16 protein-coding genes are annotated in these 16007 nt (G+C 69.0%); 11 read left to right on the forward strand and 5 right to left on the reverse strand.

Going from position 1 to position 16007, the window contains the following annotated elements; translation table 11 throughout:
• The 6 genes from D7Y21_RS33930 to D7Y21_RS33955 all read left to right on the forward strand — a co-directional run.
• Positions 1–564, forward strand: a 564-nt coding sequence (locus tag D7Y21_RS33930; RefSeq protein ID WP_199735546.1) for a D-alanyl-D-alanine carboxypeptidase, incomplete at its 5' end; no start/stop codon positions are given.
• Positions 565–601: 37 nt separating this feature from the next.
• The gene (locus D7Y21_RS33935) at positions 602–2782 is read left to right on the forward strand and encodes a prolyl oligopeptidase family protein (RefSeq protein ID WP_121717885.1); all 2181 of its coding nucleotides are present in this window, start codon (positions 602–604) and stop codon (positions 2780–2782) included.
• A 90-nt stretch (positions 2783–2872) separates the two neighbouring features.
• Positions 2873–3295, forward strand: coding sequence for a hypothetical protein (locus D7Y21_RS33940; RefSeq protein ID WP_120568095.1), 423 nt, complete (start codon positions 2873–2875; stop codon positions 3293–3295).
• 65 nt (positions 3296–3360) lie between these two features.
• Positions 3361–4446 carry a D-TA family PLP-dependent enzyme gene (locus D7Y21_RS33945; RefSeq protein ID WP_121717892.1) on the forward strand — a complete coding sequence of 362 codons (1086 nt, stop codon included), beginning with the start codon at positions 3361–3363 and terminating at the stop codon, positions 4444–4446.
• Between the two features lie 137 nt (positions 4447–4583).
• Positions 4584–5753 carry a right-handed parallel beta-helix repeat-containing protein gene (locus D7Y21_RS33950; protein WP_121717886.1) on the forward strand — a complete coding sequence of 390 codons (1170 nt, stop codon included), beginning with the start codon at positions 4584–4586 and terminating at the stop codon, positions 5751–5753.
• 146 nt (positions 5754–5899) lie between these two features.
• On the forward strand, positions 5900–7075 hold the full coding sequence (locus D7Y21_RS33955; RefSeq protein ID WP_121717887.1) for a right-handed parallel beta-helix repeat-containing protein: 1176 nt from the start codon (positions 5900–5902) through the stop codon (positions 7073–7075).
• Positions 7076–7088: 13 nt separating this feature from the next.
• On the opposite strand, the gene D7Y21_RS33960 is transcribed toward D7Y21_RS33955, so the two are convergent.
• Positions 7089–8084 carry a hypothetical protein gene (locus D7Y21_RS33960; protein ID WP_121717888.1) on the reverse strand — a complete coding sequence of 332 codons (996 nt, stop codon included), beginning with the start codon at positions 8082–8084 and terminating at the stop codon, positions 7089–7091.
• 213 nt (positions 8085–8297) lie between these two features.
• On the opposite strand from D7Y21_RS33960, the gene D7Y21_RS33965 reads away from it, so the two are divergent.
• Complete coding sequence (locus D7Y21_RS33965) at positions 8298–9191, forward strand: cyclic nucleotide-binding domain-containing protein (protein WP_120568137.1); 894 nt, start codon at positions 8298–8300, stop codon at positions 9189–9191.
• 273 nt (positions 9192–9464) lie between these two features.
• Here the strand turns inward: D7Y21_RS33965 and D7Y21_RS33970 are convergent, their stop codons facing one another.
• On the reverse strand, positions 9465–10097 hold the full coding sequence (locus tag D7Y21_RS33970) for a YdeI family protein (RefSeq protein ID WP_233612384.1): 633 nt from the start codon (positions 10095–10097) through the stop codon (positions 9465–9467).
• Between the two features lie 58 nt (positions 10098–10155).
• Here D7Y21_RS33970 and D7Y21_RS33975 point away from each other — a divergent pair, with 58 nt between their 5' ends.
• On the forward strand, positions 10156–10902 hold the full coding sequence (locus tag D7Y21_RS33975) for a hypothetical protein (protein ID WP_233612385.1): 747 nt from the start codon (positions 10156–10158) through the stop codon (positions 10900–10902).
• On the opposite strand, the gene D7Y21_RS33980 is transcribed toward D7Y21_RS33975, so the two are convergent.
• The gene (locus D7Y21_RS33980; RefSeq protein ID WP_121717890.1) at positions 10903–11910 is read right to left on the reverse strand and encodes a DUF4105 domain-containing protein; all 1008 of its coding nucleotides are present in this window, start codon (positions 11908–11910) and stop codon (positions 10903–10905) included.
• Positions 11911–12098: 188 nt separating this feature from the next.
• Between D7Y21_RS33980 and D7Y21_RS33985 the strand changes: the two genes are divergently transcribed.
• Positions 12099–12326 (forward strand): MbtH family protein, encoded by a 228-nt coding sequence (locus D7Y21_RS33985; protein ID WP_014397734.1) that lies wholly within the window; start codon positions 12099–12101, stop codon positions 12324–12326.
• A 61-nt stretch (positions 12327–12387) separates the two neighbouring features.
• Here the strand turns inward: D7Y21_RS33985 and fruA are convergent, their stop codons facing one another.
• Positions 12388–13074, reverse strand: coding sequence for a response regulator transcription factor FruA (gene fruA / locus D7Y21_RS33990; protein ID WP_043321786.1), 687 nt, complete (start codon positions 13072–13074; stop codon positions 12388–12390).
• Positions 13075–13559: 485 nt separating this feature from the next.
• On the opposite strand from fruA, the gene D7Y21_RS33995 reads away from it, so the two are divergent.
• Both D7Y21_RS33995 and D7Y21_RS34000 read left to right on the forward strand, forming a co-directional pair.
• Positions 13560–14330, forward strand: coding sequence for an RDD family protein (locus tag D7Y21_RS33995; protein WP_199724683.1), 771 nt, complete (start codon positions 13560–13562; stop codon positions 14328–14330).
• Between the two features lies 1 nt (position 14331).
• A complete protein-coding gene (locus tag D7Y21_RS34000; RefSeq protein ID WP_121717891.1) occupies positions 14332–15342 on the forward strand; it encodes a stage II sporulation protein M in 1011 nt (336 codons plus the stop codon).
• Here the strand turns inward: D7Y21_RS34000 and D7Y21_RS34005 are convergent.
• Positions 15258–15773: a J domain-containing protein gene (locus D7Y21_RS34005; protein WP_120568102.1), complete on the reverse strand. Its 516-nt coding sequence runs from the start codon at positions 15771–15773 to the stop codon at positions 15258–15260. The genes D7Y21_RS34000 and D7Y21_RS34005 overlap by 85 nt on opposite strands.
• Positions 15774–16007: the final 234 nt, after the last annotated feature.

Below are 16007 nucleotides of genomic sequence, written 5' to 3' on the forward strand. Positions count from 1 at the left end.
CCGCTGGTGGAGCTGGCCAGCCCGCCCCTGTCGGAGCTGGTGCGCGTGACGAACAAGGAGAGCCTCAACCTGTACGCGGAGCGGCTGGGCATGCGCTTCGCTCGCGAGCGCACCGGCCAGGAGGGCTACACCGCGCTGCGCACGGCCCTGGTGGCGGAGCTGGCGCGCCGGGGCGTGCCCACCAAGGACCTGCGTCCCGTGGATGGCAGCGGCCTGTCCCGCTACAACCTGGCGTCGCCCCGCGGCATGGCGAGGGTGCTGCTCACCAGCCTCCAGGAGCCGTATGGCGCCGCGCTGGTGGACAGCCTGCCGGTGCTGGGCGTGGACGGGACGCTGGCGGGCCGCAAGACGAAGCCGTCCACCTCCGGCCGCATCCGCGCGAAGACGGGCACGCTCACGGGCCAGAAGTGCTTCGTGGGCGTGGCGGAGCGGCCGAACGACACGGAGCACCCGCGCGTCGTCTTCGCGCTGATGCTCGGCAACATGGACGAGGGCACGAAGCCCAACGCCAACGAGACCTTCGACACCTTCTCCACCGCCCTGGTGGAGCTGCCCCTGCGATGAGCGTCCCGCAGGGAAACACCCGCATGCGAGGTGCACCATGAAGTCCAGAATCGCAGTGACGACCGCCGCGCTGCTGTTGCCGCTCGTGTCCACAGCCGCGGGGAAGGCGCCCGCGAAGCCCGCCGCCGCGGAGAAGCAGCCCGTGGAGACCACCTACCACGGCACCGCCGTGGCGGACCCGTACCAGTGGATGGAGTCCGCGACGGATCCGAAGGTGCAGCAGTGGACCGACTCGCAGAACGCGTACACGCGCACGTACCTGGACAAGCTGCCGGGCCGCGAGCCCCTGCGCCAGCGCATCACGGAGCTCCTGTCCTGGAAGTCGCCCTCCTACGGCGCCCTGGACGAACAGGGCGGCACGCTGCTGGGGCTGAAGTTCCAGCCGCCCAAGCAGCAGCCCACGCTCATCGTGGTGGGCTCGCTGGACGACACGTCGAAGGAGCGCGTGCTGGTGGACCCCACGCAGGTGGACACGTCCGGCAAGACGACCATCGACTGGTTCCAGCTGTCGCACGACGGCAAGAAGGTCGCCGTCTCCATGTCCAAGGGCGGCACGGAGAGCGGTGACGTGTCCGTGTGGGACGTGACCACGGCGAAGGCGATGGCCAACGAGCTGGTTCCGCGCGTCAACGGCGGCACGGCGGGCGGCAGCCTCGCGTGGAACGCGAAGGGCACGGGCTTCTTCTACACGCGCTACCCGCGCGGCGAGGAGCGCCCGCCCGTGGACCGCGAGGTGTACCAGCAGGTGTACTTCCACACGCTGGGCACGCCCACGGAGAAGGACACGTACGCGCTGGGCAAGGACTTCCCGCGCATCGCGATGACGGACCTGGAGTCCAGCGACGACGGCCAGTACACCTTCGCGCGCGTGGCCAACGGCGACGGCGGCGAGTTCGACCTGTACCTGCACGGCCCCAAGGGCACGTGGACGCAGGTGGCGAAGTACGCGGACAAGGTGGTGTCGGCGCGCTTCGGCAGCGACGGCGCGGCGTACCTGCTCAGCCGCAAGGACGCGTCGAAGGGCAAGGTGCTGCGCCTGCCGCTGGCCACGCCCACGCTGGACAAGGCGACCGTCATCGTCCCCGAGGGCGAGGCGACGGTGCAGGCCGTGGTGCCCACGAAGGGCCGCCTGTACCTGCTGGAGCAGCTGGGGGGCCCCTCGCAGCTGCGCATGGTGGACCTGACGGGCAAGGCGCTGGGGCTGGTGCCCACGCTGCCGGTGTCGTTCGTGGGCGGCCTGGTGCGCCAGGGCGCGGATGACGTGCTCTTCGTCAACGGCAGCTTCACCCAGCCGGCCGCGTGGTTCCGCTTCACGGCGGCGGACGGCAAGGTGACGAAGACGGCGCTGGCGCGCACGGCGCCCATCGACATGAGCGACGTGGAGGTGGTGCGCACGGAGGCCACGTCCAAGGACGGCACGAAGGTGCCGCTCTCCATCCTGAAGAAGAAGGGCACGAAGCTGAACGGGAACAACCCCACGTGGCTCACCGGCTACGGCGGCTTCAACGTGTCCATCAACCCGGGCTACAGCCCGCTGACGGGCATGTGGCTGGAGCAGGGCGGCGTGTTCGCGGTGGCGAACCTGCGCGGCGGCTCGGAGTTCGGCGAGGAGTGGCACAAGGCCGGCTCGCTGACGAACAAGCAGAACGTGTTCGACGACTTCTACGCGTGCGCGAAGCTGCTGGTGGACCAGAAGTACACGCAGCCCAAGAAGCTGGCCATCCAGGGCGGCAGCAACGGCGGCCTGCTGATGGGCGCGGCGCTGACGCAGCACCCGGAGCAGTACGGCGCGGTGGTGGCGCGCGTGGGCATCTACGACATGCTGCGCACGGAGCTGACGCCCAACGGCCAGTTCAATGTCACGGAGTATGGCTCGGTGAAGGACCCGGAGCAGTTCAAGGCGCTGTATGGCTATTCGCCGGTGCACCGCGTGAAGGACGGGACGAAGTACCCGTCGGTGCTCTTCACTTCCGGGGCCAATGACCCGCGCGTGGATCCGTTCCACTCGCGCAAGATGGTGGCCCGGATGCAGGCGGCCACGGGCTCCCCCAAGCCCATCCTGCTGCGCGCCAACGCGGAGACGGGCCACGGCATGGGCACGCCGCTGTCCGCGCGCATCGAGGAGGAGGTGGACGTCTACTCCTTCGTCTTCAACGAGCTGGGCATGACGTACAAGCCCAACGCGACGAAGAAGGTCGCCGCGCCCGCGCCGCAGTAGCCGGGCTCATCCCTGCGCCCGTCCTCCGAGTCCTTGCGGCTCGGAAGACGGGCGTTTCTTCTTCTGGATTTCGTGGCAGCCTGCCGCCCCATGAGCCCGCTCATCCCCTACTTCATCCTTTCGCCCATCGTCGCGGGCGGCCTGGCCTGGTGGACGCTCACCCGTCTTGGAAAGAAGCGGAACGCACGCGCGAAGGGTTCGCTGGACGCGGTGGTGGAGAAGCTGCGTGGGCAGAAGGTGCTGGGCGCGGTGGACCTCATCGTCCAGGACGTGTCCTGGTCCGGGGAGACGGAGCTGTCCCCGCAGAACTGCCGCATCCGCGTGGTGATGGGCGGTCAGGATGCCGCGGCCATTCCCCCGCGCTTCGAGGTGGAGAGCGCTGCCGGAGCCCCCCGTCCGCCCGCGGACGTGCTCGCGGCGCTGCGCGTGCTGGATGCGCAGGCGACGGAGGCGTTGAAGGGCGGCGGCTGGAGCTGGCAGCGGCCCACGGTGAGCTTCGAGCCGGCGGCGTAGTCCCGCGAACGCAAGGCCGGGGATTCGGGTGACGGGTCGAGGAGCGCGGTGCCAGCATGCGCCGCATGTCCTCGACCTTCCTCGACTCCCTCGACACGCCCGCTCCGCTCGTGGACCTGGACCGCGTGGAGCGGAACCTCCAGCGCGTCGCGGCCTATGCCCGCGAGCACGGCCTGCGCTGGCGCCCCCACACGAAGACACACAAGACGGCGGAGCTGGGCGCGATGCAGGTGGCGGCGGGCGCCTCTGGCGTCACGGTGGCCACCGTCCTGGAAGCCGAGGTCATGGCGTCCGTGTCCGACGACGTGCTGCTCGCGTATCCGCCGGTGGGTGCGCGCAAGCTGGCGCGGCTGATGGCCCTGCCCTCGCGCGTGCGGCTCACCGTGGCGCTCGACTCCCATGAGGTGCTGGAGGGGCTGGCGCGCGCGGCGCGGGACGCGGGACGCACCGTGGGCGTGCTCGTGGAGGTGGACCTGGGCATGCGCCGCGTGGGGTTGCGCTCGCCGGATGAGGCCGTGCCCCTGGCGCGCGCGGCGGAGTCCACGTCCGGCGTGGTGTTTCGCGGGCTGACCTTCTACGCCGGTCACATCCGCGTCCCCCAGGCGGAGCTGCACGCCGTGATGCAGGCACAGTCCAATGCGGTCGCGACGTTCGTGGACGCACTGAAGGGCGCGGGTCTGCCGCCGGAGGTGGTCAGCGGAGGATCCACGCCGACGCTCTGGCAATCCCATACCGTGAAGGGCCTCACGGAGATCCGTCCCGGCCTCAACGTGCTCAACGACCGCAACGCCGCCGTCATTGGCGCCTGCGATTGGACGGAGTGTGCCTATTCGGTCCTGGCCACGGTGGTGAGCACGGCCGTGCCGGGCCAGGTGGTCATCGACGCGGGAGCCAAGGCGCTGGTGAAGGAGGAAGGGCTGGCGCCGGGCTACGGCGTCCTGCTGGACCGGCCGGAGGTCGTGGTGAAGAACCTGTCAGAGGAGCATGGCCTGCTGGACGTGTCCGGCACGACGTGGCGACCGCTCATCGGCGAGCGGGTGCGCGTGGTGCCCAACCATGTCTGTGTTTCCGTCCCGCAGCATCCCCGGCTGCACGTCGTTCGGGGTGACACGCACGTGGCCACGTGGGAGGTCGCGGCGCGCGGCTGGTGACAGTCCGTACCGCCCCAGCGTGCCGCCTGGATGTCATCCACTGGTCTGCGCGCTGCCACTAGCAGTCGGGATGCCGTTGACGGTGCAGTGTCTAGCATTTCGCCGGTCGCCGGAAGGACTTCCGGCCGGGAGGCGGAATGCACAAGGCAGAGGGCTTCGTCGTCACAATGGCCATCGCGGGACTGTCCCTGGGAACGCTCCCGGTGCTCGCCGCGGACAGGGAGGCGCTCGACGCCCGGTTCCAGCAAGCGAAGCCTGTCGGATGCGAGGTCCACTGTGGCGACGTCATCACCCAGCACACGAAGCTCACGCATGACCTCTCCTGCCCGGGCACGGACGAGCCCGCGCTCCGCATCGAAGGTGACGGCGTCGTCCTCGATCTGGGTGGCCACACCGTGCGCCGCTCGAGTCCGGACCAGCAAGACACCCTGGGCATCGTGGTCACCGGCACCAGCATGGTGCGCAATGGCACGATTCGCGGATTCGCAAGAGGCGTCCAGACCGAAGGAGTCGACTACCTGCGGCTGCACGAGCTCACGTTCGCCGACAACCGCATTGCCATCTACAACTACTTCTCCACCACCTACTTCCTCGTTACGAATTCGCGTTTCATCGGCAATGACGTCGGGCTCGGAAGCGAGATCGACGCGTCCATCGGTACGTTCGACGTGAGGTCGAGCCACTTCGAGAACAACCGTCTCGGTATCTTCCTGGATACCCATGATGCCGACGTCCTCGATTCGACCTTCATGGGGAACGAGATCGGCATCTACTGCTTCGCCGGCAATGTCCGTGTCCGGTCAAGCACCTTCGCGCGGAACGAGGCCGTCGCCACCACGACCGTGCCCATCGGGGGCCGCGACATCTGCAATGTGTTCCGTGTCGAGGACACGCTCATCGCGGACAACGCGTCGTTCGCCCCCACGGAGATACCCATCTGGAATGTGATCCAACTCGACATGATCAACAACTGGCTCGTAGGCAATGACAATGGGCTTACAGCCGGCTCATCTCGGGTCTACATCCAGGGCAACACCTTCTGGGACAATGCGGGCGGATTTGCTTTGGAAGACACTCCCATTGTCAGCCTCCCACAGACCGGCATCGTCCGTGCCAACCGGTTCCTGCACAACGACGGTGACGGCCTCCGCGTCCTCCCGGCCAGCACGCCTACGGTGATTGGCAACGTGGCCCTGGGGAACACGGGCTGGGGCATCCACGCGCCCACCGCCCATGACGGCGGCGGCAACGTCGCGCGGGACAACGGCGCGGGTAATTGCGAGGGCGTCACCTGCGCCCCCTACTGACCCTAGCGCCTGCTTGTCCCGCCCCATTGTGCATCCAGGCCGTCAGCTTCTAGCTGCTCGGATGCCCCTGACTGTGGGGATGCCGCTGACGGTGTCGTGTCTAGCATTTCGCCGGTCGCCGGAAGGACTTCCGGCTGGGAGGCGGCATGCATCAGGCAAAGGGCTTTTCCGTCGCGGCGGCCATCGCTGCACTTGTCCTGGGAGCACCTGCGGCATTAGCGGCGGACAGGGAGTCGCTCGACGCCCGGTTCCAGCAGGCAACGCCTGTCGGATGCGAGGTCCACTGTGGCGACGTCATCACCCAGAGCACCCGGCTCACGCACGACCTCTCCTGCCCAGGCACGGACGAGCCCGCGCTCCACATCGAAGGCGCGGGCATCGTCCTCGACCTGGGCGGACATACCGTGCGCCGATCGAGTCCGGTCCAGCAAGACACCCTGGGCATCGTGGTCACCGGCAACAGCATGGTGATGGTGCGCAACGGCACGATTCGCGGATTCGCAAGTGGCGTTCAGGCCGACGGAGTCAACTCCCTGCGGCTGCACGAGCTCATGTTCGCCGACAACGGCGCCGCCATCAACAACAGGTCCGATAACACCTACTTCCTCGTTACGAATTCGCGCTTCATCGGCAATGGCGCCGGGTTCGCAAGCGAGATCGACGCGGCTGAAGGTACGTTCGACGTGAGGTCGAGCCACTTCGAGAACAACCGCCTCGGCATCTACCTGGATACCCATGATGCCGACGTCCTCGATTCGACCTTCACGGGGAACGAGATCGGCATCTACTGCTTCGCAGCCAGTGTCCGCGTCCGGTCGAGCACCTTCGCGCGGAACGAGGCAGTGGCCACCTCGACTGCGTTCATGGGGGGCCGCGATACCTGCGAAAGGCTCCGTTTCGAGGACACGCTCATCGCGGACAACGCGTCGTTCGCCCCCACGGCGACGCCCGTCTGGAATGTGATCCAGCTCGATATGATCAACAACTGGATCGTGGGCAATGACAATGGGCTTACAGCCGCCTCATCGCAGGTCTACGTCCAGGGCAACACCTTCTGGGACAATGCGGGCGGACTGACGCTGGGAGACTATACCATCTTCGGCAGCCCACAGACCGGCATCGTCCGTGCCAACCGGTTCCTACGAAACGACGGTGACGGCCTCCGCGTCCTGCCGCCCAGCACGCCTACGGTGATTGGCAATGTAGCCCTGGGCAACACGGGCTGGGGCATCCACGCGCCCACCGCCTTCGACGGGGGCGGCAACGTCGCGCGGAACAACGGCGCCGGTAACTGCGAGGGCATCCTCTGCGCCCCCTACTGACCCCTCGCCCATCTCAGCCGATGCGCTTCAACTCCTGGGTCAGCAGCTCCTCCAGGTGCCGGATGTTCCGGTACACGAGACACCGGTAGCTGGACACGTCGAAGCGCAATTCCTTCACGTCGCGCACCAGCAGCAGGGTGGGCTTGCCTCGTCCCCAGGCATAGCCCACCTCCAGATAGACATTGGGGTTCGCCAATGACAGGTCCGCGATGACGACCTTCGCGGTGTCGATGCGGTCCCGGATGCGCTGGATGATGGGACCGTCGAAGACGGCCTGGTCCACCCGCTCGCACAAGAGCCCCGCCGCCTTCACGGGGTTCAGGATGCCGTAGTGGTAGGTGTCCTCCAGCTCCTGCGCGAAGGGCATCGCCACGAAGGCGTGGGGCTTCTCGTGGGAGTTCGCGCCCGCGGAGGCCATGGGCGGCGCCTGGACGAAGCGCGACGTCCGCCGCACGCGAAACCCCGTGGCCCCCATCAGCGGCTCCACGCCCGGCGTGAGCCCCAGCCCCAGCGCCAACGCCTTGCGCAGCCGCTCCACCCGCTTGGGGTTCAGCTCCACCACCGTGATGCGCTCCAGGTCGCGGGGGCCACTGCCCCGCTGGAACGCGTCCACGAAGCCGCCCACCAGGGCCAGCACGGCCTCATCCTCGTCCAGACCGTAGTTGGGGCCGTGCACCGTGCACGCGAGGTGACGCACCTCGTGCCGGGGCTCCAGCAGTTGGAGCGCGCGCACGGAGAACTGGCGGATCTCGTGATAGCCGAACTGCCGCAACCGCACCGTGCCCAGGAAGAGCACCCACGGGGCGCCCAGGCTCCGGCGCGACTCGATGAAGCGGTGGTCTCCGGGGAGCAGGTCGAAGGCGTCCATGCCCACACCCGCCCCCTCCAGCCGGCGCGCCACCGCGCCGTCCGCCCCGTGGAAGCCCTGCGCGTACTTCAGCAGTACGGCGTCCGCGGCCGTCTCTCCCACATCCCCCAGGTCCACCACGACGTCCAGCGTGTCTCCCATGGGCCCGGGACTGTAGGGTGTCCCGGTCCGCCCACGCCATCCCCGGCGCCCGTCCCGCCGCGTCAGGTGGGATGAACACAGACGTGGCGAACACCCGTCAATCCCTACTCAAGGACGCCTCCTGGCTGCCTGGCTGTCTTTCAGGCCGCCTCCACGCCGCCTGTGAAGCGCTTCACAGTTTCCGCCCGAGCGGGTCGGTAGCATTTGCGCACCATGTCCCTGTTCGCGCGCCTGCAGGCCCTGCTGTCCGCCCACCCGTCCGCCCCGGCCACCGCCGGACAGACGCCCGCGACTCCCGCCGCGCCCTCGGCGGCGACCGGCGCCCCGGCGGAGGCGGAAGGTGCCTCCGAGCAGCAGCCGGTCTGCACACGCTACCTGCCCGCGGGACAGGTGGTGGTGCGCGAGGGCGACCCGGGACACTCGATGTTCGTGGTGCTGGAGGGCCGCGTCGCGGTGCTTCGCGGCGGCGACCACGGCGGCAACACGGAGGTGGGCCGCCTGGGGGCTGGCGAGTTCTTCGGAGAGCTGGCGCTGCTCACCGGCACGCAGCGCACCGCCACCATCGTGACGGTGGAGGACGCCGTGCTGCTGGAGCTCACCCAGGCCGGCGTCCGGGAGCTGGGCAAGGACTACGGCGTGAAGGGGGAACAGATGCAGGTCACCGCCCGGGAGCGCCTGCTCGCGGACGCGCTGCGCAGCAACCCGCTCATCGCCGCCCTGCCCCCGGAAGTGCAACATGAGCTGGGAGATGCCTTCGTCCCCTGCACCGTCCCCGCCGGAGAGACGCTGCTCACCCGCGGCCAGCCGGGTGACGCGCTCTACGTCCTCATCCGGGGCCAGTGCGAGGTCTTCCATACGCACAGCGACGGCCGCCACTCCGCCTATCCCAAGCTGGAGGAAGGCGCCCTGTTCGGGGAGATCTCCCTGCTGCGCAGCCGGCTGGCCACCGCCACCGTGCGCACCGTGACGCCCTGCACACTGCTCAAGCTGGAGCGCGACGTGTTCAAGAAGGCCTTCCTGGGCCAGCCCGACCTGCGCGGCGCCCTGGTGCGCCTGGGTCTGGAGCGGCTCAAGCACACGATCGAAGTCATGGGCGAAACGAAGTAGTCCGCCGCCCCGCGCAATCCCAGACATCCTGAAGCCCTGGGCTCTACCGCAACGCCTTCCAGGCACCGGTGGACCACAGGGCCCAGGCCATCAGCACGGGCTGGAAGAACAGCCGGCCCAGGCGCTTCCGGTCCGTATCCAAGCCGAACGCGGAGAGGCGCTTGTCGTACTGATGCAGGTTGCCGGGGAAGACCGCCGCGCGGCGCCCTCCAGGTCCGCGCGCTCCTCATCACGGGCAGCGCGCTCCTGCCGTAGCAGGCCGTCGCGACCTGCTCAGCCATGGATCAGCTCCCCGGCCTCCAGCATCGCGACGAACTTCTCCAACCGCCGCGCGCGCGTCTCCGGCTTCTTCGCGTCGTGGAGCCGGAAGAGGATGGCGTAGCGGTTGGCGCCCTTGAGCGCGGCGAAGGCCGCCTTCGCCTTCGGGGTCTTCTCCAGCGCGAGCTTCAGGTCCTCCGGCACCTCCATGGTCCTCTGCCCCGCGTACGCCGCCTCCCAGCGGCCATCCGCGCGCGCGGCCTCCGCCTCACGCAGGCCCGCGGGCTTCATGCGTCCGGAGGCGACCAGGGCCTCCACCTTGCCGCAGTTGATCTTCGACCACTTGCTGCGCGGCTTGCGCGGCGTGAAGCGCTGGAGCCAGTACTCCGAGTCGAACGCGCCCTTCTGCCCGTCGATCCAGCCGTAGCAGAGCGCCACCTCCAGCGCCTGCGCATACGTCACGGACGGGATGCCGGACTCGAACTTGGCGAGCTTCACCCAGACACCCGGCGAGTCGACGTGGTTCTTCTCCAGCCACTTCTCCCACGCCTTCTCCGACGCGAAGGGCACGACGGGGAGCTCCTGCTTCGCCTTCGCCTTCATGCGGTGCAACGCCTTTCCCTGCCCCGCGCCTCGCGCCGGGTTCATGACACTCCCACTCTACCGGCGGAAGGCAGCCGGGGCGGAAGCGGTTATGAATCACGCCATGGCTGAAACCACCAACGCCCGTCCGCCGAACGCCGTGCCGCCCTCGCTCGCCCGCGTGGCCTTCCATGCCGTGGCGGCCGGGCTCACCCCGCTCATCCCCGTGCCCTTCCTGGACGACTACGCCCTGCGCCAGGTGCGCGAGCAGTCCGTGCGCGACCAGTTCAAGGAGAAGGGCCTGAAGGCGCCGGACAAGGCCGTGGCGGTGCTCGCCGGCTCATACGAAGCGCGCGGCCCGGGCGGACGGCTGCTGTCCTATCTCAAGGCCGTGGCGCTCTTCCCCGTGCGCAAGGTGTTCCGCAAGGTCTTCTTCGTCCTCTGGGTGAAGGACTGCGTGGACCAGACGAGCGTGTGCCTGCACCACGGCTACCTGCTGCACCATGCGCTGGAGCGCGGCGACCTGGACGCGGCCTCGCTCCAGGGGGACGCGCCCGGCAAGGTGCAGGCCGCCATCGTCGCCGCCTGCTCGGAGATGGACGCCCGGCCCCTCAACCAGGCCCTGCGCCGCCTCTTCCGGAGCAGCCGGTTGCTGATGGCCGAGGCCACGCGCGTCTTCCTGGACCCCAAGCGCGGCCCCCGCGTGCCCGACCCGGCGACCGAGAACGCGGAGGTGAAGTCGCTCACCGACCGGCTCCTCCAGGAGATGTGGGAGGAGCGCGGCTACTTCACCGCGCTGGAGGCCCACTACGACAAGCACCTGAAGAGCGGCCTCACACCCGAGGAGCCCCTGGCCGCGACAGGTACTTGATCACGGCACGGGCGCGGCGGCGGTCTCCAGCGGCGCGCGGATGCGGGCGGAGAAGTCGTCCCGCCCCTGCGCGGCCAGCGCTCGCGCGTTGATGTGGTAGCGCTGGCGGACCTGCTCCAGCGGCGCGTTCGTGTCGATGATGCCCAGCTCGTACGCGAGCGCATCCGAGAACGCCGGCATCAGCGTGCGGTGGTCATACGGCACGTTCTTCGTGGCCACCTTCTCGAAGTGGTGCACCAGGTTGGTGGTGCAGTTGCTGCTGAGCGTGTCGTAGAACTCCGGCTGCGTGTGCAGCCCGTTCATCCGCTGCACCATGTCCATGAAGAACGCGGTGATGCGCTCCTTTGAAGCGTTCACCGGATACACATACACGTCGTCATGGCGGAAGTTGGAGCGCAGCTGCACCAGGTCCCGCTCGTCGCCCACGACGTAGGTGATTTCAAAACGGCGGAACAGGCCCCCCAGCGCGGAGAACGTCTCGCCCTGCTCGCGCCGCACCTCCACGGAGAACACCACGTGGCGGCCGTCCTGGAAGCCGAAGCTCACCATCGTGTGCGCGGCGCCATAGAAGCCGGAGAAGGGCTCCACGATGAACGACGCGCCCGTGAGCGCGTCCGTGTCGTAGGTGGCCGTGTACCAGGCGGGGTCCCAGTCCGTGGTGCTGCGGTAGCGGAAGTCGCGCACGTCATGCAGCGTCACCTGCGTCCCGGCCACCTCCGCCCACGGCGCCCGCACCAGGTCCGGCGCCCAGTCCCGCGTGTTGGAGGGCTGGAACGTCCGCACCCACCCGTACACGGACAGGCAGCCCAACAGCATCACCGCCACGCCCCAGCGCCGCGAACGCCACCGCCAGGCCGCCACCGCCAGGGCCACCAGGGCCACCGCCACGAGGCTCCGGGCCACGTGCGGCCCCTCCGTCCCCGTGCCCGTCAGGGCCAGGGCCAGCGAGGCCCAGACGCTCCCCACGAGGAGCACGAGCCCCGACACGGCGTTCTTCCAGATGCGCATGCGGCCGAGTATCCGCGCCCCACGCCGCGCGTGTCACGGACGCGCATCGCGGGTGCAGCCCCGGCGGGCGGCCGGGCGCGGATCCGCCCTCCCAGGAAGGACCGGGATTCGTCGCAACCGCCTACCTTGACCGCTTTTCCCCGGGTGTGCGACGAAAGGGGGTCCCCAGCTTCCAGGAGTCACCCCCCATGAGCGACGAGCGCGAAGACACGACGGTTTACAAGGTCGTCGTCAACCACGAAGAGCAGTACTCCATCTGGCCCGCGGACCGTGAGAACGCGCTGGGCTGGAAGGACGCCGGCAAGCAGGGCCTGAAGGCCGAGTGCCTGGAGTACATCAAGGAGGTCTGGACGGACATGCGTCCCCTGAGCCTCCGCAAGAAGATGGAAGAGGACGCGGCCCGCAACAAGAACTGAAGACCGCGTGCGCTTCCCACCGCGCCCTCCCCGCTTCAACGGGGAGGGTGGGCCGGCCCCGCTAGAGGTCCGGCGGAGGCCTGACGCCCAGGTGGCAGGCGCGCAGGGCGAGCTGGGTACGGTTCTCCGCGCCCAGCTTGCGGTAGAGCTGCGTGACGTGTGACTTCACCGTGCGCTCGGCGATTTGAAGGTGCGCGGCGATCTTCAGGTTGTCCGCCCCGCCCGCCACGTACTGCAGCACCTCGCGCTCGCGCTGCGTGAGCAGCAAGAGGACGCTCGCCGTGGGTGACGTCACCGGCGGATGCTCGAAGTCGTTGCGCAGCAGTTGCACCGGGAAGAGGCGCTCGCCCCGCACCAGTGACTGCACCGCGGAGGACACCGCGTTCACGCCCAGCCCCGCGCGGAAGAGGTACCCAGAGGCCCCTTCGTCGAAGCATTGGGAGATGACCTCCGGCGTGCTCACCGCGGACAAGAGCAGCATGCGCACTTCCAGCCGGCGCTTGCGGGCCTCGCGCAGGAGGTTGAGCCCCTCCGTCACGGAGCATCCGATGGCGGCTTCGCCGTCGCTCTCCACGTCGAGGATGGCCACCTGAGGTGGATCCGTGCCGAGCCCGTCCAGGAAGCCGCGCACGTCGCGCGTCACCGAAGTGGAATGACCCTCACCCCGAAGCCCGTCGGACAGGCCCTGCCAGGCCGCCCACGGTCCTTCGAGAATCGAAATACGAACTGCCGATTGATTCGCTGCCATGCGATGGCCCCCCAGCCGTCGTGGCGAATTGCTTTCAATGCTACCTGTCGACTTCAACCTGCCCCGGAGTCGGTGGAACCGCGGCGGAACTTCCGCCTGTGCTGAGCGTGCGAGAACCGCGCTTCAACTCCATCCGGGGGTCCTGTCACTGCTGCCCTGCGGACTGCACCTGCGACTGCCGAACTGGCCCGTCCGGGCCGAACCTCCTTTTTCGTTTCAAGCAAATCCAGCCAACCGAGACCCTAACATCATCCAGGGCCTCTTGCGAACGGCCCCGCGCAGGACTGTCAATTGCGCACGGAACGCATGGAAATCCAGGGCCTCGTCCGTCAGGTCGTGATCGCTGTCGGCCCAGGGACATACGTTCCGCGTCCACATTCGGATGTTTTACTCGGTGTTTCGTCCCATGCCCGAGCGCGGGCACCCGCATGCACGGAGATGGCGCGTCCTGGATGGCAAGGGCGTATGCTGTGCGTCCCGCGCGCATGACTCCCTCCGCCCCCGCACCCCATGTCGACGTCGCCACGCCCGAGCGGGTGGCCCTGTCCCTGCCCGTGGCCGGCATCGGCTACCGCTGTCTTGCGTGGCTGGTGGACGCGAGCCTGCTGTTCTTCTTCTGGGTGGCGCTCTACTTCGTCGTCACCCTGCTGGTGTCCGACGTGCTGGGGGCGTTCCAGGCGCTGTCGGGGCTCACGCAGACACTGCTCGCGGTGGGCCTCTTCGCCACGCAATGGCTGTACTGGACGCTGGCGGAGGTCTTCTTCCATGGACAGACACCCGGCAAGCGCGCGCTGCGCATCCGGGTGGTGCGCGAGGATGGCTCACCGGTGGGCTTCTTCGAGAGCGCGGTGAGGAACCTGTGTCGCGCGGTGGACTTCCTGCCGGTGCTCTACGCCACGGGTTGCATCACCATGCTGCTGGACTCACGCCACCGCCGGTTGGGAGACATGCTCGCCGGCACCGTGCTGGTGCGTGAGGAGGCCATCGACCTGGACAAGTACACGCAGGCGCCCCCGGTGGACGCGCCGGCCACGGACGCGGGCGTGCAGCGCCCCCTGGACGCGGAGGACGTGGAGCTGGTGCTGGCGTTCCTCGCGCGCGCGCCCGGCCTGGAGCCGGAGGTGCGGCGGCGGCTGGGCATGAGGCTGGTGGACCGCGTGGGCGCCTCCCTGACGGACGAAGAGCGCACGCGGGTGCTCCAGTCGCCGGAGGCCACGGAGGCCTTCCTGCGCACGCGCGCGAAGGCGGTCCACTGACATGGCCGCGACCCTGACTGGCTTCGTCACGCGGCGCCGGCCGGACTGGGACGCGCTCCAGGCCCTGCTGACGCGCCAGCGCGCGGGCCGCTTGAATCTGGCGGAGCTGCGCACGCTGGACACGCTGTACCGCCGCGCTGCCGCGGACCTGGCGCAGGCGCAGACGTTCTATCCGGGCACGGACGCGCACCGCTTCCTCAACCAGCTGTGCGCGCAGGCGTATGGCGCCATCTACCAGCCGCCGCGCGAGCGCTGGGCCTCCACGCGCGACTTCTTCCGGCGGGACTTCCCCGCCACCCTGCGCCGCGAGGCGCGCTTCGTGGGCGTGAGCGCGGGCCTGCTGGTGCTGGGGCTGCTGTTGGGCGCGCTGGTGGTGACGCTGGAGCCGCGTGGCGCGGAGCTGCTGGTGCCGGAGGGCGTGCGGCGCTACGTGGCGCAGGGGCGCATGTGGACGGATGATTTGTTGTCCGTGGCGCCGCCCAACGCCGTGGCCTCCGGCATCGCGACCAACAACCTCACCGTCACGCTGTTCGCGTTCGCGTCCGGCATCCTCTTGGGCATCGGGCCCATCTTCACGCTCGTGAACAACGGCGTGCTCATTGGGGCAGTGGGGGCGCTGTGCTTCCGCGAGGGCATGACGGCGGGCTTCCTGGACTTCATCGCCGCGCACGGGCCCGTGGAGCTGTCCATCATCGTCATCGCGGGCGGCGCGGGGCTGATGGTGGGCCAGGCGCTCATCGACCCCGGCGAGCTGCCTCGCGCGCAGGCGCTCCAGGCGCGCGGGCGTGAAGCCGTGAAGCTGGTGGTGGGCTGCGCGCCCTTCCTCGCCGGCATCGGCTTCGTGGAGGGCTTCATCTCCCCGGGCCACCTGTTCCCCACCTGGGCCAAGGTGGGGCTGGGCCTGTCGCTGGGAGTCCTCTTCTGGTTCTACCTGCTGCGCGCGGGCAGGACTGACGCGGGCGTGGCGCGCGTGGACGTGCCGGACGCCATGGCCTCCAGCCGCTTGCGCTGACGGTGCTTGAGGATGCGCTCGTAGGCGTCGTTGACCTCGCGCATCTGCTCCGCGGAGCCGCCCCGGTCCGGGTGCCGCTCCAGGGCCAGCGCGTGGAAGCGCGCGCGAATCACGTCCGGCGTATCCAACGGCGACACGCCCAGCGTTTGGTACGGGCACTGCTCCTGGACGGCGGAGAGCCACTTGTCCAGCCGGTCCTTCACCTCCACGAAGCGCGCGTCCGCGTCCGCGGTGTCCTTCACCGGGTGCGTGCGCATCTTCGCGTCCGCGCGGAAGACCTCGCTGTAGGTGCTGGACACCCAGCGGTGGCACGAACCGCACCGGTAGTACTTCACCCGGGTTCCGGGCTGGAGTGTCATCATCACGCCGCAGTGGGTGCACTCCACCGTGACGTTCTCCAGTGTCTGCCAGCTCGCGACCGCCGCAACCATGGTGACTTCGACCTCCGTTCGCAACACGCCTGTAGCAGGGGCAAACTCCCACAGCCGGCGATCCCGTCAAGAAAATGTCGCGAACGACCCGGGGGGTGACCCCGGCGCGCTGCCGGGCTTCCCGGGATTCGGGTAGAACGGGCACATGCGACCGCTCCTCGCCGCCGCCCTGCTCCTGACCGCCGCCGCGCACGCCCAGGCCCCATCGGCCCCTCCGGCCGCCGCGCCCAAGGC

Source organism: Corallococcus sp. AB045 (genome assembly GCF_003668895.1).
Lineage (GTDB): Bacteria > Myxococcota > Myxococcia > Myxococcales > Myxococcaceae > Corallococcus > Corallococcus coralloides.

Coding starts and splice junctions, on each gene's coding strand:
- D7Y21_RS33985 (WP_014397734.1), top strand. CDS start 12,099: ATGAGCGACGAGCGCGAAGACACGACGGTTTACAAGGTCGTCGTCAAC.
- D7Y21_RS33940 (WP_120568095.1), top strand. CDS start 2,873: ATGAGCCCGCTCATCCCCTACTTCATCCTTTCGCCCATCGTCGCGGGC.
- D7Y21_RS33945 (WP_121717892.1), top strand. CDS start 3,361: ATGTCCTCGACCTTCCTCGACTCCCTCGACACGCCCGCTCCGCTCGTG.
- D7Y21_RS33980 (WP_121717890.1), bottom strand. CDS start 11,910: ATGCGCATCTGGAAGAACGCCGTGTCGGGGCTCGTGCTCCTCGTGGGG.
- D7Y21_RS34000 (WP_121717891.1), top strand. CDS start 14,332: ATGGCCGCGACCCTGACTGGCTTCGTCACGCGGCGCCGGCCGGACTGG.
- D7Y21_RS33960 (WP_121717888.1), bottom strand. CDS start 8,084: ATGGGAGACACGCTGGACGTCGTGGTGGACCTGGGGGATGTGGGAGAG.
- D7Y21_RS33965 (WP_120568137.1), top strand. CDS start 8,298: ATGTCCCTGTTCGCGCGCCTGCAGGCCCTGCTGTCCGCCCACCCGTCC.
- D7Y21_RS33995 (WP_199724683.1), top strand. CDS start 13,560: ATGACTCCCTCCGCCCCCGCACCCCATGTCGACGTCGCCACGCCCGAG.
- D7Y21_RS33955 (WP_121717887.1), top strand. CDS start 5,900: ATGCATCAGGCAAAGGGCTTTTCCGTCGCGGCGGCCATCGCTGCACTT.
- D7Y21_RS33970 (WP_233612384.1), bottom strand. CDS start 10,097: ATGAACCCGGCGCGAGGCGCGGGGCAGGGAAAGGCGTTGCACCGCATG.
- D7Y21_RS33975 (WP_233612385.1), top strand. CDS start 10,156: ATGGCTGAAACCACCAACGCCCGTCCGCCGAACGCCGTGCCGCCCTCG.
- D7Y21_RS33935 (WP_121717885.1), top strand. CDS start 602: ATGAAGTCCAGAATCGCAGTGACGACCGCCGCGCTGCTGTTGCCGCTC.
- D7Y21_RS33950 (WP_121717886.1), top strand. CDS start 4,584: ATGCACAAGGCAGAGGGCTTCGTCGTCACAATGGCCATCGCGGGACTG.
- D7Y21_RS34005 (WP_120568102.1), bottom strand. CDS start 15,773: ATGGTTGCGGCGGTCGCGAGCTGGCAGACACTGGAGAACGTCACGGTG.
- fruA (WP_043321786.1), bottom strand. CDS start 13,074: ATGGCAGCGAATCAATCGGCAGTTCGTATTTCGATTCTCGAAGGACCG.